This is a genomic window from Yinghuangia soli (assembly GCF_021502675.1).
Lineage (GTDB): Bacteria > Actinomycetota > Actinomycetes > Streptomycetales > Streptomycetaceae > Yinghuangia > Yinghuangia soli.
This window is the reverse complement of record NZ_JAKFHA010000002.1, coordinates 436,635-457,569: the sequence shown is the minus strand read 5'-3', so window position 1 is coordinate 457,569 and position 20,935 is coordinate 436,635. Positions and strand designations below refer to the sequence as shown.

At 72.5% G+C, this 20,935-nt stretch carries 14 protein-coding genes, 1 pseudogene and 1 riboswitch; of the genes and pseudogenes, 11 read left to right on the top strand and 4 right to left on the bottom strand.

From position 1 onward, the window contains the following. Nucleotides 1–117: 117 nt before the first annotated feature. On the bottom strand, nucleotides 118–1,038 hold the full coding sequence (gene galU, locus LZ495_RS06270; protein ID WP_235050955.1) for a UTP--glucose-1-phosphate uridylyltransferase GalU: 921 nt from the start codon (nucleotides 1,036–1,038) through the stop codon (nucleotides 118–120). Between the two features lie 674 nt (nucleotides 1,039–1,712). Here galU and LZ495_RS06265 point away from each other — a divergent pair. From LZ495_RS06265 to LZ495_RS06255, 3 genes are all read left to right on the top strand, one after another. After that, entirely contained in the window at nucleotides 1,713–3,863 is a 2,151-nt protein-coding gene (locus LZ495_RS06265) for a hypothetical protein (protein WP_235050954.1), read from the top strand. Nucleotides 3,864–3,882: 19 nt separating this feature from the next. After that, on the top strand, nucleotides 3,883–5,976 hold the full coding sequence (locus LZ495_RS06260) for a PIG-L family deacetylase (protein ID WP_235050953.1): 2,094 nt from the start codon (nucleotides 3,883–3,885) through the stop codon (nucleotides 5,974–5,976). Nucleotides 5,977–6,420: 444 nt separating this feature from the next. Further along, a riboswitch (cyclic di-AMP (ydaO/yuaA leader) is annotated at nucleotides 6,421–6,598 on the top strand. A gap of 8 nt (nucleotides 6,599–6,606) precedes the next feature. Next, nucleotides 6,607–7,968, top strand: a complete 1,362-nt coding sequence (locus LZ495_RS06255) for a transglycosylase family protein (protein ID WP_235051085.1) — start codon at nucleotides 6,607–6,609, stop codon at nucleotides 7,966–7,968. A gap of 322 nt (nucleotides 7,969–8,290) precedes the next feature. On the opposite strand, the pseudogene LZ495_RS06250 reads toward LZ495_RS06255, so the two are convergent. Then, nucleotides 8,291–9,280, bottom strand: a pseudogene (locus tag LZ495_RS06250) (C40 family peptidase); the annotation flags it as partial. Between the two features lie 328 nt (nucleotides 9,281–9,608). On the opposite strand from LZ495_RS06250, the gene LZ495_RS06245 reads away from it, so the two are divergent. The 6 genes from LZ495_RS06245 to LZ495_RS06220 all read left to right on the top strand — a co-directional run bounded on the left by LZ495_RS06245 (nucleotide 9,609) and on the right by LZ495_RS06220 (nucleotide 15,632). Beyond that, complete coding sequence (locus LZ495_RS06245; RefSeq protein WP_235050951.1) at nucleotides 9,609–9,917, top strand: DUF8827 family protein; 309 nt, start codon at nucleotides 9,609–9,611, stop codon at nucleotides 9,915–9,917. A gap of 141 nt (nucleotides 9,918–10,058) precedes the next feature. Continuing rightward, nucleotides 10,059–10,856 carry a hypothetical protein gene (locus LZ495_RS06240; RefSeq protein ID WP_235050950.1) on the top strand — a complete coding sequence of 266 codons (798 nt, stop codon included), beginning with the start codon at nucleotides 10,059–10,061 and terminating at the stop codon, nucleotides 10,854–10,856. Nucleotides 10,857–10,923: 67 nt separating this feature from the next. After that, nucleotides 10,924–12,327, top strand: a complete 1,404-nt coding sequence (locus LZ495_RS06235; protein ID WP_372498535.1) for a hypothetical protein — start codon at nucleotides 10,924–10,926, stop codon at nucleotides 12,325–12,327. A gap of 3 nt (nucleotides 12,328–12,330) precedes the next feature. Beyond that, nucleotides 12,331–13,842, top strand: a complete 1,512-nt coding sequence (locus LZ495_RS06230) for an SCO6880 family protein (RefSeq protein WP_235050948.1) — start codon at nucleotides 12,331–12,333, stop codon at nucleotides 13,840–13,842. Between the two features lie 16 nt (nucleotides 13,843–13,858). Next, the gene (locus LZ495_RS06225) at nucleotides 13,859–15,202 is read left to right on the top strand and encodes an ATP-binding protein (protein WP_268822445.1); all 1,344 of its coding nucleotides are present in this window, start codon (nucleotides 13,859–13,861) and stop codon (nucleotides 15,200–15,202) included. 25 nt (nucleotides 15,203–15,227) lie between these two features. Further along, the gene (locus LZ495_RS06220) at nucleotides 15,228–15,632 is read left to right on the top strand and encodes a hypothetical protein (RefSeq protein ID WP_235050946.1); all 405 of its coding nucleotides are present in this window, start codon (nucleotides 15,228–15,230) and stop codon (nucleotides 15,630–15,632) included. 187 nt (nucleotides 15,633–15,819) lie between these two features. Here the strand turns inward: LZ495_RS06220 and LZ495_RS06215 are convergent, their stop codons facing one another. Further along, nucleotides 15,820–16,311, bottom strand: a complete 492-nt coding sequence (locus tag LZ495_RS06215; RefSeq protein ID WP_235051084.1) for a MarR family winged helix-turn-helix transcriptional regulator — start codon at nucleotides 16,309–16,311, stop codon at nucleotides 15,820–15,822. A 389-nt stretch (nucleotides 16,312–16,700) separates the two neighbouring features. Between LZ495_RS06215 and LZ495_RS06210 the strand changes: the two genes are divergently transcribed. Beyond that, the gene (locus tag LZ495_RS06210; RefSeq protein ID WP_235050945.1) at nucleotides 16,701–18,050 is read left to right on the top strand and encodes an MFS transporter; all 1,350 of its coding nucleotides are present in this window, start codon (nucleotides 16,701–16,703) and stop codon (nucleotides 18,048–18,050) included. A gap of 30 nt (nucleotides 18,051–18,080) precedes the next feature. Here the strand turns inward: LZ495_RS06210 and LZ495_RS06205 are convergent, their stop codons facing one another. Continuing rightward, on the bottom strand, nucleotides 18,081–19,718 hold the full coding sequence (locus LZ495_RS06205; RefSeq protein ID WP_235050944.1) for a SpoIIE family protein phosphatase: 1,638 nt from the start codon (nucleotides 19,716–19,718) through the stop codon (nucleotides 18,081–18,083). A 600-nt stretch (nucleotides 19,719–20,318) separates the two neighbouring features. On the opposite strand from LZ495_RS06205, the gene LZ495_RS06200 reads away from it, so the two are divergent. Next, on the top strand, nucleotides 20,319–20,906 hold the full coding sequence (locus LZ495_RS06200) for a TetR/AcrR family transcriptional regulator (protein ID WP_235050943.1): 588 nt from the start codon (nucleotides 20,319–20,321) through the stop codon (nucleotides 20,904–20,906). The last annotated feature ends 29 nt before the right edge of the window (nucleotides 20,907–20,935 follow it).

Genomic DNA, 20,935 nt, shown 5'->3' with positions numbered 1-20,935 from the left:
GGAGTCACTCCGTACGGCCCCGCCCCCCCCCCCCCCCCCCCCCCCGGGGCGGGGCCCCCCCGCCCCCCCCCCCGCCCCCCCCCGGCGCCGTATTGGTCGAATCCCGCTGTCCCGGGCTCAGTTGCCCGCGGGCATCCGCGGTGCCAGCTCCTGGGTCGCGTAGTCCAGCAGCCACTGCGAGAACTCCGGGCCGAGGTCCTCCCGCTCGCAGGCCAGGCGCACGACCGCGCGCAGGTAGTCCCCGCGGTCCCCGGTGTCGTAGCGGCGGCCGTCGAACAGCACGCCGTGCACCGGGGTTTCGGCATCGAGGGCGAGCTTGCGCAGGGCGTCGGTGAGCTGGATCTCGCCGCGGCCGTCGGCGCCGGTCTCGGCCAGCACGTCGAAGATCTCCGGGGCCAGCACGTACCGGCCGATGACCGCCAGGTTGCTGGGCGCCTGCTCGGGGTCGGGCTTCTCCACCAGGTCGACGATCTCCACGAGGTCGTCGTCGCCGGTCGGCTTCACCGCGGCGCAGCCGTACTGGCGGATCTGGGCGGGGTCGACCTCCATGAGCGCCACGACGCTGCCGCCGTACTGCTGCTGGACGTCGAGCATCCGGGGCAGCAGGGGGTCGCGTTCGTCTATGAGGTCGTCGCCGAGCAGCACCGCGAACGGGTTGTCGCCGACGTGGGCGCGGGCGCACAGCACCGCGTGCCCGAGCCCCAGCGGGTCGCCCTGGCGCACGTAGTGCATCGCGGCCAGCTCGCTGGATTCGCGGACCCGGGCCAGGCGCTGCTCGTCGCCGCGCGACGAGAGCATCCACTCGAGTTCGTGGGCCCGGTCGAAGTGGTCTTCCAGAGCTCGCTTGTTCCGTCCGGTGACCAGGAGGACGTCGTCGAGGCCGGCCGCCACGGCCTCCTCGACCACGTACTGGATCGCGGGCTTGTCGACCACCGGCAGCATTTCCTTGGGCGTTGCCTTGGTCGCCGGAAGGAATCGGGTGCCGAGACCGGCGGCGGGTATGACCGCCTTCCCTGCGCGTGAGCGAGTCGGATGCATTCGAACATGCTAATGGCCGCCTGCCTACGGTCCGTGCCCGCCCGTCCCCCGCACCTCCGCCCGGCCCGGCCCGCGGACCTGCCGCGGCCCGCGCGTCCGCGGCAGGTCCGGCAGGCCGCCGGCCGCGCATGATCGAGTGGCCGGGATCACGTCGTCATGATCGTATGACTGCTACGGGTGTTACGCTCGGTTGTCATGCCGCCTGCTCGGCTGCAGCCGCGGGGCCGCAGGATGCCGGTGCGGATCCGAACGCTCCGTGCCCGCGAGCGCACATCCGGCCCAAACGTCCGCGAAACGCCCGGCGAATGCCGCAATTCCCCAGGAGCGATTCGGTGCCCGACGCAAAGTCCGCGCGCCTCGCCGGCTCCGCCGCGGGCAAAGCCGGCGGGCGGAATTCGGAATCCGCGGCACCCGGACGCCAGTCGGCCGATCACCGCAACTCGTCGCGCAGCCACACCGGGAGCGTGATGTCGTGACGGCAGGATTGGACACGCTGTTAGGGTTTCCTGGGCGCGCAGTCGGCTATCGGCCGAGCGATTGCCGGGTGAGGGGCTCGAAGGTATTACGCCGGCGGCGGCAGGACTCATGACCCCGCCTAGCGGCAACGCAAAGCTGCTGCGGACGGCGACATCGGATGTATGTGCTCACAGCACCTTGATAGGGAGTTGCGCTGGATGGCGACGCTTGCTGACCCCCGGGTGGACGTACCGGCGGGGCCCGAAGGCTCCCCGGTCGCCGCGCGCCCCCATCCGGTACGCGTCCTCCTGCTCCTCGCCGCGGCGTGGGTACTTCCGGTCCTCACCCACCTGGTCAAGGCCGACATCCTGCTGCTGGCGCTGATATGGCTGGGTGTCGCGTCCCTGCTCCGCGTCGGCGGCACCCTGCTCGACCGCATGATGGTCGCCCTCGGCATCACGATGGGCGGCATCCTCACCGGCGGCCTGCTCTTCTCGGTGTGGCCGTGGGGCCTGCACCCGGTCCCGGTGGCGGGCACCTCGTTCACCGTGCTGATCCTGATCGGCTACCTCGCCAACCGCCGCCCGAAGCTGCCCCGCCGGGTGATCGGCAGCGACCTGGTGGTGCTGGGCTCCGGCATCCTCGCGTGGTTCATGCTGGCGTACCCGCTGCTGGGCGCCTCGACCGCGCGCCGCCTGCAGTTCTTCATGACGAACCACACCGGCGACCGCCAGCGGCACTTCTCCATGTTCGACGCGGTCCACCAGGTGGGCGGCTACACGTACTTCGACGTGTCGGGTGCCGAGAAGGTGCTGGCCCCGTTCTTCGCCGACCAGTACCCGAACGGCGCGAGCTTCTTCTACAGCTTCTTCGACATCTTCATGCGCTCGAACACCGACGGCGGCGGGGGTGTCGCCGCGTACGAGCGCTACGTGTGGCTCACGTTCCTCGGCTACGCGCTGCTCGTGATGTTCGTGGTCTGGGGCGCCCGCTGGATCGCCGGCCCGGTGCTCTTCGGCTGGAAGCGCACGCTGGTCCTCACCTCGGTCGGCGTGTACCTGGCGACCGGCATGATGATGCACCCGGCGTTCGACGGCTTCGACTCCGAGGTGCTCGGCCTGGTCGGCCTCGCCTTCGGCGTCGCGGTGCTCGCCCGGTTCCCGAACCGGCCGCTCGAGCAGACCCTGGCCGTGGTGTCCGCACTGATCATCGTCGCCTTCACGTACCAGCTGTTCCTGCCGATGCTCGGCGCCGGCGCGGTCGTGTCGATGTGGATCTACCGCAAGCGGCTGCTGCCCAAGTGGAAGGGCATCACGCTGATCGCGGTGCTCGGCGCACCGGTGGCGCTGTTCCCGCTGGTGGTGCCGCACCTGCTCAACAGCGCGCTCACCGAGAGCGGCCAGTTCGCCCTCGACGGCTTCAACCGCCGCTACCCGCGGACCGTGCTCATCGGGATCGTGGCCGCCATCGCCGTCGCGTACGTGATGCGCCGCTGCACGCGCCGGGCCACCTCGATGGTCGTGATGGCCGGGCAGCTCGGCGCCGCGACGATGGTCCTCGCCGCACTGGCCGCGTACCAGTGGCACGCGATCGGCCGCACCTCCTACTACTTCGAGAAGGCCATCCACGGCTGGGTGGTCATCGTGCTGATGGGGACCGGCGTGATCGGCCTCATCCTGCGCAGCGACCTCTCCGGGGCGGCCTCGAAGGTGCGCGCGTCCAGCTGGCGCGGGCGCCTGCGCACCGTGGCAATGAACGGCGCGGCCGCGTTCCTCGCGCTCATCCTGGCCGGCGGCATGATCTGGGGCGGCCCGACCTACGCGTCCGGCCGGCCCGGTCCGGACACCTCGTGGGCGCGCATGTACGCCTGGGGCAAGTTCCAGACGAAGATCACCCAGTGGATCCCGCCGCTCTACGCCACCGGCACGATGGACGACGGCAAGCGCACGCTGGTCGCGGTGTCCCGCTCCGGCTGGTCCAACGGCCTGCTGAGCATGCAGTACGCGGTCCAGAACCACGACCTGGCCTGGCTCTACACGCTCGCCTCCGACATCGTGAAGTCGCAGCCCGGCAAGTTCGAGGGCAAGGAACTGACCTGGGGCGAGATGGATGCGATCACCTGGGACTGGACCGGGAACCTCGTCCACCTGATCGAGCAGAACAAGGAAGAGTTCCGGATCGTCACCTTCTCGCCGAGCATCTACCGGCAGCTGGCCGCCGCGGTGGAGCGCACCCCCGGCTCCAAGGTCCAGCTGGTGTACAAGCCGGACGTGAAGGGCCTCCCGGACAGCGCCGAAGAGTCGATCCCGGCCCGCCGGCACGTCCAGAACGGCAGCAACCCGCCCGAGCTGCGCCCCGCGCCCCGGTGACGAGGGACCGCACCGCCGCGTGAACGCACCGCCGGGGACCCGCCGCTTCCTGACCGCGACCCTGGTCGTCGCGCTGCTGGCCGCGGCCTCGGTGGTGCTGCTGGTCGGGCCTTACCTGGACCCGGTCCGCGCACCGCGGAACGTCGTCCTGCTGTCCGAGCTCGCCGCGGCCCCGGCGCCCGCGGCGGGCACCGTGATGCAGATCGTCGCGCACCAGGACGACGACCTCTTCTTCATGAACCCGGACGTCGGCCAGGCCATCGAGGCCGGCGCCGGGTCGGTCTCGGTCTACCTGGCGGCCGGCGAGGCCGACGGCCGCAACGGGCCGGGCTCGCGCCGGGACTTCGACGCCTATACGGCGGCCCGCAACAACGGCGCGCGGGCCGCCTATGCGCATATGGCCACCGGCGACCGGGCATCGCCGTGGATCCGGCAGAGCGTGCGGCTGCCCGGCGGTGCGGTCGCCGAGGTGGACTCGCTCGCCGCGGTGCCGCGGGTGCGGCTCGTCTTCCTGAACACCCGCAAGGAGAAGAAGGCCGCGGGCCGCAAGGGGCGGCTGCGCACGCTGTGGGACGGCAAGACCGAGCGCCTCGGCACGCTGGTCCCGACGGACAGCCGGGCCGGCGGCCCCTACACCTATACGCGCTCGTCGCTGATCGCTTCGCTGACCGAGCTGCTGCATACCTTCCGGCCCACTGCGGTGCGCACCCTCGACCCGGACCCCGACAAACAGGTGCACGACGCGGACCACCCGCGGCACAGCGACCACGGCGACCGCTCCGACCACCAGGACCACACGGCCGCGGCGCTGTTCTCCTGGGAGGCGCTGCGCGGCTATCCGGGGCCGGGGGACGGGCGGCACGCGACGGTGACCGCGTACCGCGGCTACTACAACGAGCGCTGGCCGGCGAACCTCGGGCCGGAGGCGCTGGCGGCGAAGCGGGCTCCGCTGGACGTGTACGGCTGGGGCGGGCCCGGCCGCGGCCGGTTCTGCGGGGAGCGGGCCGGGTGCGGCGACCGGAAGGTCGGCGACCGGGGCATGGACGGGCCGTGGCCGCGCAGCACGACGTACCGGCACCCGGACTCGTCCGGCCCGTGGCTGTCCCGCGGCCCGGACGGGCGGCTGGCGGCGTGGGCGGTGCTCGACCAGGGCGTCGGGCGCTGGCTGGAGACCGCGCCGGGCAGCGGCATGTGGACCGGCCCCGAGGTGTTCCCCGGGCCGGGCGGCGGGCCGCTGGCCGGAGCATTGGCCGCGGTCCGCACCCCGGACGGCCGAGGACATCTCTTCGCGCTGCGCATCTCGCCGGGTCCGGGGCCCGCGGGGCAGCGGCGTGACCTGGTCACCGCGACGGAGGAACGGCCGGGCGGGCCGCTGGGGCCGTGGACTTCGCTGGGCAACCCGGCGGCGTCCGGGCGCGATGCGGTGCGCGGTCTGGGGACTCCGGCGGCGGTGGTCGGGGGCGACGGCCGCCTGCACGTGTTCGTCCGCGACCACGGCAAGGGGGTGTCCACCCGGGTGCGGACCGCGAACGGGCAGGGCCCGGGCGGCGGTTGGGGCAGGTGGACCGCGCTGGGCGGCGGGCCGGTGGTCGAGGGGCTCGCCGCGGTCGCCGGGCCGGGCGGGCGCGTCCAGGTCTTCGGCACCGGGCACGATGCGGTGCTGCGCTGGGCCGAGCAGCCGGGTGGCCAGGTGCGGCCGGGACCGGCGCTGCCGGCCGGCCGGCCGGTGGGTCCGCCGGCCGCGGTGCTCGGTGCGGACGGCCGGCTGACCGTCCTGCACCACGAGGCCGGCACCGGGAGCGTGCTGGCGATCGCCGAACGGGCCCCGGGCGGCGGCTGGTCGGCACCCGTCCGGCTGCCGGACTCGGCGGGGTACGGGCCGGTCGCGGCGGTGCCGGACCGGCCGGGCACCGGGGCGGGGCGGTCCGGGCTGCCGGACGGGCTTGCGGTGGCGCTGCGGACCGAGCGCGGGTCGGTGCGCTGCGGGGCGGACGTGCTGCCCGGACCCGTGGTGCGCGGCCCGGGGATCGCGGTCGACGCGCGCGGCCGGGTGGTCACCGCCGCGATCGGGCTGGACGGCAGGCTGCGCATGATGCGGAGCGTCCCGGAGTAGGTGTCGGGTCGTGGGGGCGCACGCGCTTGAAGTGGGGTGCAATTCGTATGTAAACCCACCAAGTCGCCTATGACTTACGGGGATCGGGCTCTGCCGGCGTGACGCACGCCATAACCAATGCCTTACATCGGACATTACGGATATGAGCAAGCGACTGTGTCCCAGGTCACATCGGCCTGACGCTCGATGACTCCACCGGCACAGAGAGCAATGAATGTGCACAACCGGTCAATGATCCAGCACCGATGGTAGGAATTCGGACACCTTCGGCTGTTCGGGCATGACAAGGAGTCATCGCTTTTCCCACCTCAAACGGTCGTAAACCTGCTCTTCCGATGAGTCGCTTGTGATCTCGGAAGACGTCTGCCTAACGTGCTCCGCGTCGGTCCCCACACCGGCCCCTCCCACCGGAACGCCTAGTTCTGCCGCCGGTCGGGACGGGACAGCTGAGAAGCGACCACGGCAGAAGCGGGGGAACCAGGTGTAGTACGCCGGACCGGCACCGACCGGGACGGCTTGGGGTGAAGCCCCGCCCGAACCCTGTGACCAGGGATTTCGCGGCGCGGCCGGGCAACTCCAGCCCGAATCCGACAGCTCACCTCGCAGGCGTGGGAGAGGAACCGCTCAATGCTGTCCGGAACCGGGCGTCATCGCCGTACCCGTCTGACCACCACCTCGCGCATCGCCGTCGCCGCCGGTGTCACCGGCGCCGCGATCGCCGCCCCGATCATCGGCGCCACCAGCGCGTCCGCCGCATCGGTGAGCACCTGGGACAAGGTCGCCATGTGCGAGAGCACCGGCAACTGGTCCATCAACACCGGCAACGGCTTCTACGGTGGCCTGCAGTTCACCAACTCCACCTGGCGCGAGTTCGGCGGCACGCAGTTCGCCCCGCGCGCCGACCTGGCCACCAAGGACCAGCAGATCGCGATCGCCGAGAAGGTGCTCGCGGGCCAGGGCCCCGGCGCCTGGCCGGTCTGCTCGGTGAAGGCCGGCCTGACCAAGAACAGCGGCACCCCGGCGCTGAACACCGGCTCGAGCAGCAAGCCGGCCGCCCAGCCCGAGGCCAAGGCGGAGACCAAGGCCGAGACCAAGGCCCCCGCCAAGCTCACCGAGGACGCCCCCAAGGCCGAGGCGAAGACCGCCCCGAAGACCGAGGCGCCCAAGACCGAGCAGGCCCCGGCCGCTCCGAAGGCCGCGCCGGCCGCCGGCAAGGCCGCGTACACCGTCGTCACCGGCGACACCCTGTTCAAGATCGCCCGCGCGCACGGCGTCGACGGCGGCTGGCAGAAGCTGTACGAGCTCAACCGCGGCGTCGTCGGCGGCAACCCGGACCTGATCTTCCCGGGCCAGAAGCTCGTCTTCGCGGCCGGCCAGACCGCTGCCGCGCCGGCCGAGAAGCCCGCCCCGGCGAAGCTGACCGAGGACACCCCGGCGAAGCCGTCGGCCAAGCCGTCCACCGCGCCTTCCTCGACCGCCAAGTCCGAGGGCACCGGCGCGAAGCTGACCGAGGACACCAAGAGCACCGCCAAGTCGGGCTCGGGTTCGTCGGCGGCCAAGGCCGACACCGGCTCGTCGACCGCGTCGGCGTCCGGCTACACCCGCCCGGTCCCGGGTGCCCCCAGCGGCAGCTACGGCCGCTCGGGCTCGATGTGGTCCAACGGCCACACCGGTGAGGACTTCCGCGCGTCGGCCGGCACCCCGGTCAAGGCCGTCACCGCCGGCACCGTGGTCTCCGCGGGCTGGGGCGGCGCCTACGGCAACGAGGTCGTCATCCGCCACGCGGACGGCAAGTACAGCCAGTACGGCCACATGTCGAAGATCTCGGTCTCGGTCGGCCAGAAGGTCGGCACCGGCACCCAGGTCGGCCTGGTCGGCTCCACCGGCAACTCGACCGGCCCGCACCTGCACTTCGAGATCCGCACCGGCCCGAACTACGGCTCGGACATCAACCCGCTGGCGTACCTGCGCGCCCACGGCGTCAGCGTCTGATCGTCCTGATCACGCGCTGACCCGGCCGCCCTGCGGGGCGAGCGGAACGGTGGCATGGGGAAGGCCCCGGACCTTGTGGTCCGGGGCCTTCCCCATGTCCGTACCCGTAGTGCGGAGCTGCGGCAGCGGGTCAGCGCGGTGTGCGGTCCGCGCGGGGCGGCGGCGGGCGGCGGGTGGCCGCGGGGGTGGCCGGTGTCGCCGACGCTGCCGCCGAAGGCGCGCCGGGCGTGGCGGGCGCCGCCGAGGACGACGCGGACACCTCGGTGAAGACCGTCTGCGGCGCCCCCGCACCGGCCGGCGGCACTGCCCCCGGACCGCGTACCGGCAGCGCCTCCGCGCCTTCCGGCGTCACGCGCGTCGCCCCGATGTAGTCCGGCTTGTCGATCTTGCCGAAGCGGATCACCTCGCCCGTGTAGGGCGCGTGGATCATCGTGCCCCCGCCGACGTAGATCCCGACGTGGTGGATGCTGCGCGGATCGCGCAGGTCGTTCGCAAAGAACACCAGGTCCCCGGGCAGGAGTTCGGCCCGCACCGGATGCCTCCCGGCGTTCCATTGGTCGTTCGCCACCCGGGGCAGCTTGATGCCGACCTTCTCGTACGCCGCCTGGGTGAGCCCCGAGCAGTCGAAGCGGCCGCCCTGCGCGGCGGTGCCCTCGCCGCCCCACAGATAGGGGGTGCCGAGCTTGGACTGTGCGAACTCGATCGCGCCGACCGCCAGCACGGAAGGCGGCAGCGCGGTCTTCACCGCACCGAAACTCTGCTCCAGGGAGCGGATGTTCTTCACGTAGTTGCGCGTCTCGGTGTACGGCGGGATGCCCTTGTACTGCATCACGCGGTACGCGCCCGCGTTGTACGCGGCCAGCATGTTGTTGGTGCGGTCCCCCGGCACCGAGGCGATCGAGCGGGACAGTGCGCAGTCGTACTTGGCCGCGGACGGGATCGCGTCGTCCGGATCGAAGGGGTCGCGGCGGCCGTCGCCGTCGCCGTCCGTCGACCACTGCGGCCAGGTGCCCGGCATGAACTGCGCGATGCCCTGGGCTCCGACGGGGCTGACCACCTTCGGGTCGAAGCCGCTCTCCTGGTAGAGCTGGGCGGCCAGGAGCGCCGGGGAGATGTCCGGGCACAGCCGGCCCCAGCGCTCGATGGCCGGCTGGTACGCCGCGGGCACCGCACCGGGGGCGAGTGCGACCGCGCCGGAGCCTCCGGGGGCGGACGGGAACCCGGACAGCGCGCCGATGCCCAGCGCGACCAGGCCGAGCAGGGCGAACGGCGTCGCGGAGACCAGGCCGCCCGCGAGCCAGACCTTACGCATGCGGGGTATCCGGGCGCGCGAAGAGGAGCATCATGGAGCGGGACAACATCCGGGACACCATTCGGGACAACGGGGACCGGCCGGAACTCCGGGCGGCCCCGATGGGGGTGCGGCAGCGGGCAGGGACCGTGCACGCTTCGGGCTCGGCCTCATTGTGCGCGCCATGATTGCTCTGCGCAATCACCCGTGATACACACAGTGAGCGGACCGCTTCGGTGAGGTGGTGGCCCGAACGGTGTCGTCAGGACAGAATAATCCCGTGGCACGACGCCTCCGCTTCACCCGGCGGGGGTAACTCGAGAAGCCCGAGTCGGGGGCGGTGAACGGCATGTATCTAGGTGCAGGCAACGGCGACATCAACACGATCATCGGTGGGATTGCCCCGGACTGGGGGCCCTTCGCGACGCTGGGAGCCGAGGCACGCACGATGGTCCAGGTCGTCATGGCCGTCGCGATCCTCCTCTGCCTGGCCATCGCCATTTGGGGCGCGGCCAAGCAGCGGATAGGGGCAACGGCCTTGCGCGACACGTTCAGTGCCGAACAGGGGAAGGGCCTGATCGTCGCCGGACTCACCGGCGTGTTCATCATCGGCTCGCTCGGCACGCTCTTCACGATCATCTACGGGATGGCGATCTAGGACCCGCCCTGGTCCTTCGGACCTGCCCGATTCGCCGACCCGAGGTGGCTCACGTGGCTGACCCCTGCCCGCGCAACTCCCCTGCTGCGCCGTATGTCCGGAACCTGCGGGCGGACCGCGTGCGGCCGGGCGGGGGCCTGGATGAGTGACGAGCTGCCCCGTACGCGCACGCGGTTACCGGTGCGCGCCGAGGAGGGGGCGCTGCCGGCGCGGCGCCGCAATCCGGTGCTGTCCGGGGTGGGCGTGGTCGTGGTGATCCTCGTCGTGATGCTGACGTTGGCGTACGCAAGCCGGCGCGGCGGAACGGATCAGGAGGCCGGCGGCACGCAGCCGGCCGGCAGTGCGCAGAACTCCGCGGGCGTCCCGGCGGTTGCCGGCGGCCGGGACGCGGGCACCGTGGCTGGCGTCGCGGTCGGCCATCCGCGCACCCGTGAGGGCGCCCAGTCGGCGGCCGCCAACTATGCCACCGCCTACGGGTCTTCCGCGATGTTCAAGCCCGCCTCGCGGCAGGCGCTGATCGCCGCGATCGCGGACCCGGCGACGAAGGCCGGCCTGCTGGCCCGCGCGGACGCCGCATTCGCCGCGCAGACCACGTTGTTCGGGCTGGATGCCCAGGGCAATGCCCCCAAGGGGCTGGTCTTCGTGTGCCGGGCGCTTCCGGTGGGCACCAAGCCGGTGTCGTACACCGCGGATTCGGCGACCGTCGAGGTATGGGGGGCGGGCTTGGTGGGACTCGCGGGTGCGGGCTCGACCAAGCCGGTCAGCGAGGCCTGGAGCACCACGACGATGCGGCTGTCCTGGGCGGACGGCGACTGGAAGCTCGTCGACTTCGGCCAGAAGGAGGGGCCGACCCCGGTCAGCGGTCTGCAGACCGCTTCGGGGGCGGCGGAAATTGCCCAGGCCGTCCGGGACTTCGAGGAACTTCGCTATGCACGTTGAGCGCTGTGCGGTGCCCGGTCCGATGCCCCGCCCGGTACGCCGCGGCCGCCCGGTGGGTGCGGTCGGCATGGCCGCGGTCGTCGCCGGGGTGTTCGCGGCGGCGCAGGCGGCCGTGGTGGTGGCCGCGTCGTCCGCGTTCGCCGACCCGACTCCGGCCGCGCCTGCCGCGCCGGGTGCCGTCCCCGCGCCGCCGGCCGCATCCGCCGCGGCCGTGGCACCCGCAGGGCCCGCAGCCCCGGTGGTCCCCCCGGCGTCGCCGGCACCGTCAGGCGGGGCGAGCGGCGCGGCGCAGGCGTATTGCGACATGCTGACCGGCCCGGCCAAGACGTACTGCCAGAGCGGCGAGGCGGGCCTCGGGGTGCTGCCGGGGAACCCGGCGCAGACTGCGGGCTTCGTGACCGACCCGCTCGGCGCGATCGCCAAGGGCTGTGCGGACGCCGCGACGTGGATCATCGAGCGGCTGGCCGCCACCGTGAACAGCACCACGCAGGTGGACTTCACCAATGCCGGCTTCCTGCGCCAGTACGCCGTGGTGTTCGCGGCGTCCACGTTCCTGACCCTGCTGCTGTGGATGCTGGCGGTGGCGAAGCGCGCGATGCGCGGCGCCTCGCTCGGCACTGCGATCAGCGAAGCGGTGGGCTACCTCTGGCTTGCCGTGATGGCTTCGGCGTTCACACCGCTGACGCTCTACCTGGCGGTGTCGCTGACCGATGCCGTCACCGCCGCGATCGCGTCCGGCACGCAGCAGGACACCGACCGGTTCCTGGGCGGGTTCGCGAAGGCGCTCGACCCCAACGCGGGGCTGGGCGGCGGCCCGGTGATGCTGATCTTCGTGTCCATGCTGTCGATGGCGGCCGCGGCCGTGCTGTGGCTGGAACTCCTGGTACGCGCCGCGATGTTGTACGTCGGGGCGATGCTCGGCACCGCCGTGTACTCGGGCTTGGTGGACAAGGCCATGTGGCACCACGTGCGCCGCTGGGCGGGCATCATGGCCGCGGTGCTGCTGGCCAAGCCGGTGGTGGTCATCGTGCTGGGTCTGGCGACCGCGATTTCCGCGGGCAATACGCAGCAGGACGCGTTCACCGCGGTGCTGGGCGGGCTGTCGATCATGCTGCTGTCGATCTTCGCAAGCGTCCTGATCTACCGCTTCGTTCCGAATCTGGGCGACGATATGGCGCAAATGCAAGGCGGGCGCCGCGCGATGGCGGCCGGCGGCGGTGCGGCATCCTTGGTGAGCGGGCCTGCGACGTTCATGAAGCAGGGCATCCGCGCGCACGCGGGGCGCGGTCAGGACGGCCAGGGCGGCGGCGGAGGCGCCGCTCCGGCGGCCGCGGGTGCGGTGTCGTCCGGCATCGCGGCCCACGGCGGCCGACGCGGCGGCGGGGGGACGGGGTCCCCCGCGGCGGCACCTGCTCCTTCCCCGGCCAGCCCCGGCAACACGCCGCACGCCAGGACCCGGAACGAGGCCTGACCCATGACCACACAGCCGATCCACCGCCGACGGACGTTCCTCATCGGCAAGGCCAAGCCGACCGCCGTCATCGGCAAGAACCGCGAACCCGGCGAGATCTTCCTGATCATCGCGGGCGGCGCCCTCGGGCTGCTGTGGGGCCTGCTGGTGCCGGTGCTGCCGGTCCGCATCGTCGGCCTGGTGGGCTTCCCGCTCATCGCGTTCTCGGCCGTCTACATGCCGTACAAGCAGCGCACGTTCTACAAGTGGTTCGAGATCAACCGCAGTTACAAGCGCACCCTGAAGCGCGGTGCGCGGTACCGCTCGTCGGTGATGGAGGCGGGCACCCGGCTGGACGGCGGCCGCGTCGCGGTCGGCTCACCGCCCGGGATCGGCCGGCTGAGCTGGCTGAGCGTGCCGTTCGGGCCGGACGAGCTGGCGGTGCTGATGCACCTGGAGCGGCGCACCGTCACCGCGGCGATCGAGATCGAGGGCCCCGGCGTCGGGCTGCGCGACTCGGAGGACCAGGAGGCGCTGGTCGAGCGGTTCGGCACGCTGCTGAAGCACGTGGCGAACGGCGACGGGTTCGTGACCCGGCTGCAGATCCTGGCGCGCACGATGCCCGCCGACCCGGACGCGCACACCAAGGACGTCGCGCGGCGCGGCGACCCGGGGGCGCCGCGCTGGGTGAAGGACTCGTACGACCAGCTGCAGTCGATGGTGTCGACGTCGAGCGAGCAGCACCGCGCGTACCTGGTCGCGTGCATGCACTACAACCGCGACCTGGCCGCGGAGTCCTCGGTGATGGGCAAGGGCGACGACGGCCTGGGCGTGGTGATGGCCCGCGAGCTGACCGACGTGTGCGCCCGGCTCGCCGAGGCGGACATCCGGGTGCGGCAGCCGATGAACGAGGCCCGGCTGGCCTCGCTGATCCACTCCATGTACGACCCGGAGCACCAGATCGACCAGTTCGACGGCATGCAGGCCCGCTACGCGTGGCCGGCCGAGCTGGACGCCACGCACCCGAACTACGTGGCGGCCAAGACCCGCGAGTCGGAGACCGCGCGGCCGTGGTGCCATGCCACCGCGTGGGTCAAGGAGTGGCCGCTGACCCCGGTCGGGGTGAACTTCCTGGCGCCGCTGCTGGTGCACACCCCGGACGTGATCCGCACCGTCGCGGTCACCATGGACCTGGAACCGACCGACATCGCCATCGAGCGCATGCTCACCGAGAAGACCAACGACGACGCGGATGCGGCGCGCGCCGCGAAGATGAACCGCGTGGTCGACCCGCGCGACCTGGCCCACACCGGCCGGGTGGACCAGCGCGGCGAGGACCTGGCGGGCGGCGCGGCCGGCGTGAACCTGGTCGGCTACATCACCGTCTCGTCCCGCGACCCGGAGCAACTGGCCCGGGACAAGCGGACGATCCGGGCCTCGGCCGGCAAGTGCTTCCTCAAGCTGGAGTGGTGCGACCGCGAGCAGCACCGCGCGTTCGTGAACACCCTGCCGTTCGCCACCGGCATCAGGAGGTGACGTCGTGACCGGCATCATGTCCCTGCTCACCGACGGTTTTTCCAGTTTCCTCTTCGGCAAGCCGGAGACCCAGCGGCTGCCGGTGCGCACCTCCACCGGGCAGGCCCAGGCGGTCTACCTGCCGACCGCGGCGCCCGGCCTCGGCGACTCCGGGGTGATCATCGGCCGCGAGGTCTACTCCGGCAAGGGCTACGTGTACGACCCGTTCCAGCTGTACGGGCAGCAGCTCCCTGCGCCGCACTGGCTGGTGCTGGGCGAGTCGGGCAACGGCAAGTCCGCGCTGGAGAAGACGTATGTGCTGCGCCAGTTGCGCTTCCGGGACCGCCAAGTGGTGGTCCTGGACGCGCAGGGCGAGGACGGCGTCGGCGAGTGGAACCACATCGCGCAGGCGCTCGGCATCAAGCCGGTCCGGCTGGACCCGAGCGATCTGACCGGCGAGGCGGTGCGGCTCAACCCGCTCGACCCGGCGATCACCTCGACCGGCCAGCTGGCGCTGCTGCGCACCATCATCGAGGTGGCGATGGGCCGCCAGCTTGAGGAGCGGGCCGGGTATGCGCTCAAGGCCGCGCACGTCCATGTGATGCGCACGGTGCGCGGCCGCCAGCCGATACTCCCGGACGTCGTGGACGCGCTGCGCAATCCGACCAAGGAGTCCGCGGACCTGCTCAGCCTGGACCTCGCCGATGTGCGGATCTGGGGCCTGGACGTCGCGCTGGTGCTGGACCGGCTGGTGGACGGCGACCTGAAGAACATGTTCGAGGGGCCGACCACGACGGGCATCGACCTGGACGCCCCGCTGATCATCTTCGACCTGTCGCACATCGACCGGAACTCCATCGCGATGCCGATCCTCATGGCGATCGTCGGGGTGTGGCTGGAGCACACCTGGATCCGCCCGGACCGGGTCAAGCGGATCTTCCTGGTCGAAGAGGCCTGGCACATCATCAACAGCCCGTTCGTGGCGCAGCTGTTCCAGCGGCTGCTGAAGTTCGGGCGGCGCCTGGGCCTGTCGTTCGTGGCGGTGGTGCACCACTTGTCGGACGTGGTGGACGGGGCGGCCGCCAAGGAGGCGGCGGCGATCCTGAAGATGGCCTCGACCCGGACCGTCTACATGCAGAAGGCCGACGAGGCGCGGGCCACCGGCAAGGTGCTGGGGCTGCCGCGCTGGGCGGTGGAGATCATCCCGACCCTCACGCCGGGCATCGCGGTGTGGGACGTGAACGGCAACGTGCAGGTGGTCAAGCACCTGATCACCGACACCGAGCGGCCGATGGTGTACACCGACCGGGCGATGACCGAGGATGCGATGGACGAACGGGTGCGGGCGGAGGCGGCCTTGGCGGGCGATCCGGCCGCCTGACGCACGACCGGACCGGGAGGCGGCGATGGCGCAGCAGGGTCCGCGGTCCGCACAGGGCGGCATACCCGACGGCGTGCTGATCGGCGTCCTGGTGCTGCTGGTGGGGGCGACGGCGGCGACCTGGCTGTCCACCGGGCTGGCCGGCCTGGTGTCGCACCAGGAGTGGCCGGCGGGGGTGCGCTTCTCGCGGTCCGGCACCGCGATCCGGGAGTTGGCCGCGGATCCCGGCGATGTGGCGGCGGCGTGGCCGGAGTCGCCGCCCGAGGCGCTGCCGCCCGCATCGACGTTCTGGTGGGTGTTCGGGGGGATGGCGGCGTTCGTGCTGGCGCTGGCGTTCCTGGCGCTGTGGGCCTGGCTGCGCGTGACGCTGCGTCAGGCAGAGCGCCGGCACGCGGGCGAGGCTCCGGAGCCGCCCGCGAAGTCGCTGTAGAAGGCCCGCACCACACCTTCGGGTGAACCGAGGGGGCCATCCGGCATCGGTGTCGGGTCGGCGGGGAACGCTGTACGTACCGTGGCCGAGTCGGCCGCCGCGTGGCCGCCAGGTCACCCGCCGGTCGGCTCGACCCACCAACTTCCCGCGCCCTCCACCGCGATCGCCCGCAGGCGGCCCGGCGGGGTCAGCCTTCGGAGCGGCCGGTGCCGTCCGGCTGGGTCTCCTCGATGCGGGCGAGCATCATGCGCAGGCCGTCCGCGAGGGCGTCGCGCTGCGCCGAGCCGAGGTCCTGCAGCAGGGCCGCCTCGAAGCCGGCGGCCTCGCGCACCACGCGGACCCACATGTCGCGGCCCGCATCGGTCAGCTCGATGATCACCCGGACCCGGTTGTTCTCGTCGCGGGTGCGGGTGACGAGCTCGTCGGTGACCATGCGGTCGACCCGGTGCGTCATGGCGGCCGGGGTGAGGCCGAGGCTGCGGGCCAGTTCGCCGGGGCTGAGCCGGTACGGGGCGCCGACCAGGACGAGGGCGCGCAGCACCTCCCATTCGGCGTTGGTGATGCCGAGCGCCGTGAGCTGGCGGCCGTACGCCACCGACATCCGGCGGTGCAGCCGGAAGAGCGCCGCCACGATGATCTCGACCTGCGGGTCCACCTCGGGGAACTCGCGCTGGAACATCGCGAGGTGGGCCTCCAGGTCGGAGTCCGCGAGCACCGCCTCGGGAGGCTGTACGGACGCCTGCCCGGACGACCGGTCGTCCGGGCCCGGCCCGTCCGGGGCGGCCGCGGCAGGCCCGGAGGCGGCCGCCGGTCCGTGCTGATCCGACTCCATGCGGTCAGCATACCTGCACGCACTTAAGTCATTAGACAGAAACTCTTCATAGCAGTAGAGTTTAGGTCCTAAGTCTTCAGGCTTTGAGACCCCCTTCCACCCCCGAGAACCGTCGCAGCGGCCGTCCGGCCGGCGCGGCGGCTTCTTGAGTTGCGCCCGCACGCAGGGCGCCCGGGGGCGGCGCGGTCCCGGCCGGAGGCGGACCCCCGCGGGCCCGGAGCAGCCGGTCCCGCCACATGGCAGTCAGGAGGTGTGTGGTGGCGACCAACTCGGCGCTCCGTCGGATCCAGCTCGGCAACGCCCTCAGTGCGTTCGGCAGCGGGTTCACCGTTCCCTTTCTCTTCGTCTACGTGACGCGGGTGCGCGACATGTCGGCCGGCCAGGCCGGTCTCATGTTCAGCGTGCTGGCGGTCGCCGCCCTCGCCGCGCTGCCGCTCATCGGCCCGGCCATCGACCGGCGCGGACCGCGCCCGGTCGCGGTGGCCGGCGCCGTCGTGGCCGCCGCGGGTTCGCTGACGCTCGGCCTCGCGGTGAACGCACCGCTGGTCATGATCGGCGCGGCACTGCTCGGCGCCGGTGTGGCGGGCATCCAGCCCGCACTGGCCACGATGATCGTGCGCTGCACCACGCCGGCCACCCGGGCCCGGGCCTTCGCGCTGCAGTTCACCTTCAACAACCTGGGGCTGGGCATCGGCGGGCTGATCGGCGGCCTGATCGTCGATCCCGCGCACCCGGCCAGCTTCACCGTGCTGTTCGCCATGGAGACCGTGATGTTCCTGGTGCTCGGCCTCGTGGTGGGCACCGCCGCGGTGCCGGCCGCCGAGCACGCCGCGGCGGGCGCCGGGGCCAAGTCCGGGTGGCGGCACCTGCTGCGCAACAAGGCCATGGTCCGGCTGTGCGCGGTCAGCGCGCTGATCTTCTTCACCTGCTACGGGCAGTTCGAGTCCGGCCTGGCCGCGTTCGCCACCGAGGTCAGCCGGATCTCGCCGAGCATGCTGGGCGTCGCGCTGGCCGCGAACACCGCGGTCATCGTGGTCGGCCAGCTCGCCGTCCTGAAGATCACCGCGCGCCGCCGGCGCAGCATGGTGATCGCCGCGACCGGCCTGGTGTGGCTGCTCGCCTGGATCGTCACCGCGGTCTCCGGGCTGGTGCACGGCAACGCCGCGATGGCGGTGCTCACCATCATCGGCGCGTACGCGCTGCTCGGGGTCGGCGAGAGCCTGCTCGCGCCGACGCTGGGCCCGATGGTCGCCGACCTGGCGCCTGCGCATCTGCTCGGCCAGTACAACGCCGCGCAGTCGCTGGTGAAGCAGCTGGCGATGGCGGCCGGCCCGGCGTTCGCCGGGCTCATGGTCGGGTCCGGCGCGTACGGGCCGTACCTGGTCGCGCTGATGGCCTGCTCGCTGCTCATCACGGTGCTCGGCGTGCGCATGGGCCGCAAGCTCAGCCCGGTGCAGAACGGCGTGGTGGTGGCCGCGTCGCTGCCCGTCGAGCCGCACGCCGGGCTGCCGTCCGGACCGCAGGCCGAGCCGGCCGCGGTGGTCCGGCCGCGCGACGCAGCGGCCCGGCCGGTGCTCGCCGGCTGAGGCCGCCGCGGCCCCGGCCGGCCGCCGTGCTCAGAGCAGGAACTCGCACCACACCGTCTTGCCGGTGGCGGTCAGCCGCGACCCCCACGAGCTGGCGATGGTGGCCACGATCGCCACCCCGCGCCCGTTCTCGTCGTCGGCGGCCGCCCGCCGCCGGCGCGGCACGTGGTCGTCAGCGTCCGAGACCTCGACGATCAGGCGGCGGTCGGTGCGGCGCAGGCGCAGCCGCATCGGTGCGGCGCCGTGCGTGAGCGCGTTGGCGACGAACTCGCTGACCGCCAGCACGCCGGACTCGCGCAGTTCCTCGCCGACCTGCCAGCTGGCCAGCACGCCCGAGGTGAACGCGCGCGCCCGGGCCGCGACTTCATGGCCGCCCAGCAGATCCAGCGAGGCGGTGCGGAACAGCGTCGCGGCCCGCCCTTCGTGGCGCGGCAGTTGCAGCACAAGCAGGGCGACGTCGTCGTCGTGCTCGACCGGCAGGCGCATGTGCTCGACCAGCCGGTCGCGCACCGCGTCGGGGGTGCCGGCCGCCTCGTCGAGGGCGCCGGCCAGGTCATCGATGCCGCGGTCGATGTCCTCGCCGCGCCGCTCGACCAGGCCGTCGGTGTAGAAGACGACCGTCGACCCCGGTTCGAGCGGCACGCTGCCGGACGTGTGCGGCCAGCTGCCGCCGGTGCCCAGCGGCGGGCCGAGCGCGTCGTCGAGCCGGTGCACCTGCCCGGCCGGGTCGCGGACCAGCGGCGGCAGATGCCCCGCAGTCGAGTAGGTGAGCACCCCCTCGCTGGGGTCGTGCACGGCGTACACGCAGGTGGCGATCTGGGTGGCGTCGATCTCCATGGCCAGCCCGTCGAGCAGCTGCAGCACTTCGTGCGGCGGCAGGTCGAGCCGCGCGTACGCCCGGACCGCGGTGCGGAGTTGGCCCATCACCGCGGCCGCGCGCACGCCGCGGCCCATCACGTCGCCGATCACCAGCGCGGTGCGCCCGGCGCCCAGCGTGATGACGTCGTACCAGTCGCCGCCCACCGCGGCATCCGCGCCGCCGGGCAGGTAGCGGGCCGCCACCCGCAGGTCGTCGGGGTCCTCCAGGCGCTGCGGGAGCAGACTGCGCTGCAGCGTGACGGCGGCCTGCCGGTGCCGCCGCTCGCTCTCCCGCAACCGGTCGGTGGCCTGCACCTGGTCGGTGACGTCGACCGCGAAGACCAGGACGCCGCGCACCGAGCTGCGCCGCTTGCCGTCGCCGCCCTCCTGGCCGCCCACACTGTCCGCGCGCACCGGAGTGCACACGAAGGTGTAGTAGCCGTGCCGCCGTTCGCTTTCCGGCATGCCCGGGTACGCGGCGCCGTGGTGGTCCACACGCCGGGCCCGCACGGTCCGCCCGCGGCCGGTCCGGTACACCTGGTCCATGAGCGCGAGCAGCCCGTGGTCCGCGAGTTCGGGCAGGATGTCGCGCGCCGGCAGGCCGAGCCGCCGGGGCCCGAAGACCTCGCGGTAGGCCTCGTTCACGTACGCCAGTTCGTGCGCCGGCCCCCGGGTGACCGCGATGAGCGCGGGCGCATGCGCCAGCACCTCCCGCAGCGAGAAGGTGTCGATGCGGTCCTGCATCCGCGCCGCGGGCACGGATCGCCGCCGGTCACCGGACAGCCGGGCGCCCCACCGAGTGATGTTCAACCGCCTGCTTCCTGATGAGTTCTTCACACTATGTGCCGTGAGGTTTACCTCTAGTGACATCACCAGTGTGGGCGAAACTCGGCCACAGGGGAATCGGGACCGCGCAGCGGACCCCCCGTTCGGGGGACTCATCGGTACGTGCCCGCAATGTCCGCGACGTCTTCGTGACCCCGGTCACACAGCGGTGACGCCCGAACACGCCATGTCGACGCAGTGTCCGCACGCGGCACCCGAACGCCCCGCCATGCTGACTCAGCGTCAGCAATACACGCTTCCTCCACAACCGTTACGTCGGATTCCGCTTCTGGCCGATCGGCAGGTCGGGTACGCTCGGCGAACTGGCAATGACTGAGCGGTCCGAGACGGGACACGAACGCTTGCCTTCGGGGGAAGTAAATGGGCGCTTCGCGTACATATTCGAACGAACTCGCACGGGATCGGGGCACCGCGGGACGGACGGCCGGCGCATCGCGCGGCACCGTCATCCCGTCGGCACGCCGGCCGCAACGGGGCCGCGCCGCGGTCGCCGCGCCGCCGGGGCCCGCCGATCCGGAATCCACCACCCAACTCCGCACCGACGCACGCCGCAACCTCGAACAAGTGCTGCGCGCAGCACGCGAGGTGTTCGGCGAACTGGGGTACGACGCCCCGATGGAGGAGATCGCCCGCCGCGCGGGCGTCGGCGTCGGCACCATCTACCGGCGCTTCTCCGGCAAGGAGTCGCTGGTCCAGCGCATCATGATCACCGAGACCGGCCGGCTCACCGCCGAGGCGGTGGCCGCACTCGCCGAGGAACCGGACGCCTGGGCCGCGCTCAACCGCTACCTGCGGCGCGCGGTCGCCTCCGGCGCCGGGCGGCTGTTCCCGGCCCTGAGCGGCCGAGTCCCGGTCACCGAGGAGATGCGGGCCGGCCGCGCCGCACTCAACGAGGCGGTCTGCCACCTGGTGGACCGCGCCAAGGACGAGGGCTACCTGCGCGAGGACGTGTCCGATGCGGACATCTCGCTGCTCCTGTCCTGCCTCCTGCCTCCGCCCGGACTGCCCAAGGCCCAGCGCCTGACGGTGGCCGCCCGCTATCTGGAGGTCGTCCTCGACGGCCTCCGCGCGGACCGGCCCTCGCCGCTGCCCGGCAAGCCCTTCACCCAGGACGAGCTGGACACGCTCTTCCTCCGCGGCGGCCCGCGCTGACCCGCCGCAGCACCACGGCATCCCGGGGC

What these genes read in the sequence shown, in the direction of transcription:
- LZ495_RS06240 (WP_235050950.1), top strand. Translation starts at nt 10,059, where the DNA reads ATGAGTGACGAGCTGCCCCGTACGCGCACGCGGTTACCGGTGCGCGCC.
- LZ495_RS06225 (WP_268822445.1), top strand. Translation starts at nt 13,859, where the DNA reads ATGTCCCTGCTCACCGACGGTTTTTCCAGTTTCCTCTTCGGCAAGCCG.
- LZ495_RS06210 (WP_235050945.1), top strand. Translation starts at nt 16,701, where the DNA reads ATGGCAGTCAGGAGGTGTGTGGTGGCGACCAACTCGGCGCTCCGTCGG.
- LZ495_RS06215 (WP_235051084.1), bottom strand. Translation starts at nt 16,311, where the DNA reads ATGTTCCAGCGCGAGTTCCCCGAGGTGGACCCGCAGGTCGAGATCATC.
- LZ495_RS06245 (WP_235050951.1), top strand. Translation starts at nt 9,609, where the DNA reads ATGTATCTAGGTGCAGGCAACGGCGACATCAACACGATCATCGGTGGG.
- LZ495_RS06230 (WP_235050948.1), top strand. Translation starts at nt 12,331, where the DNA reads ATGACCACACAGCCGATCCACCGCCGACGGACGTTCCTCATCGGCAAG.
- LZ495_RS06265 (WP_235050954.1), top strand. Translation starts at nt 1,713, where the DNA reads ATGGCGACGCTTGCTGACCCCCGGGTGGACGTACCGGCGGGGCCCGAA.
- galU (WP_235050955.1), bottom strand. Translation starts at nt 1,038, where the DNA reads ATGCATCCGACTCGCTCACGCGCAGGGAAGGCGGTCATACCCGCCGCC.
- LZ495_RS06220 (WP_235050946.1), top strand. Translation starts at nt 15,228, where the DNA reads ATGGCGCAGCAGGGTCCGCGGTCCGCACAGGGCGGCATACCCGACGGC.
- LZ495_RS06235 (WP_372498535.1), top strand. Translation starts at nt 10,924, where the DNA reads ATGGCCGCGGTCGTCGCCGGGGTGTTCGCGGCGGCGCAGGCGGCCGTG.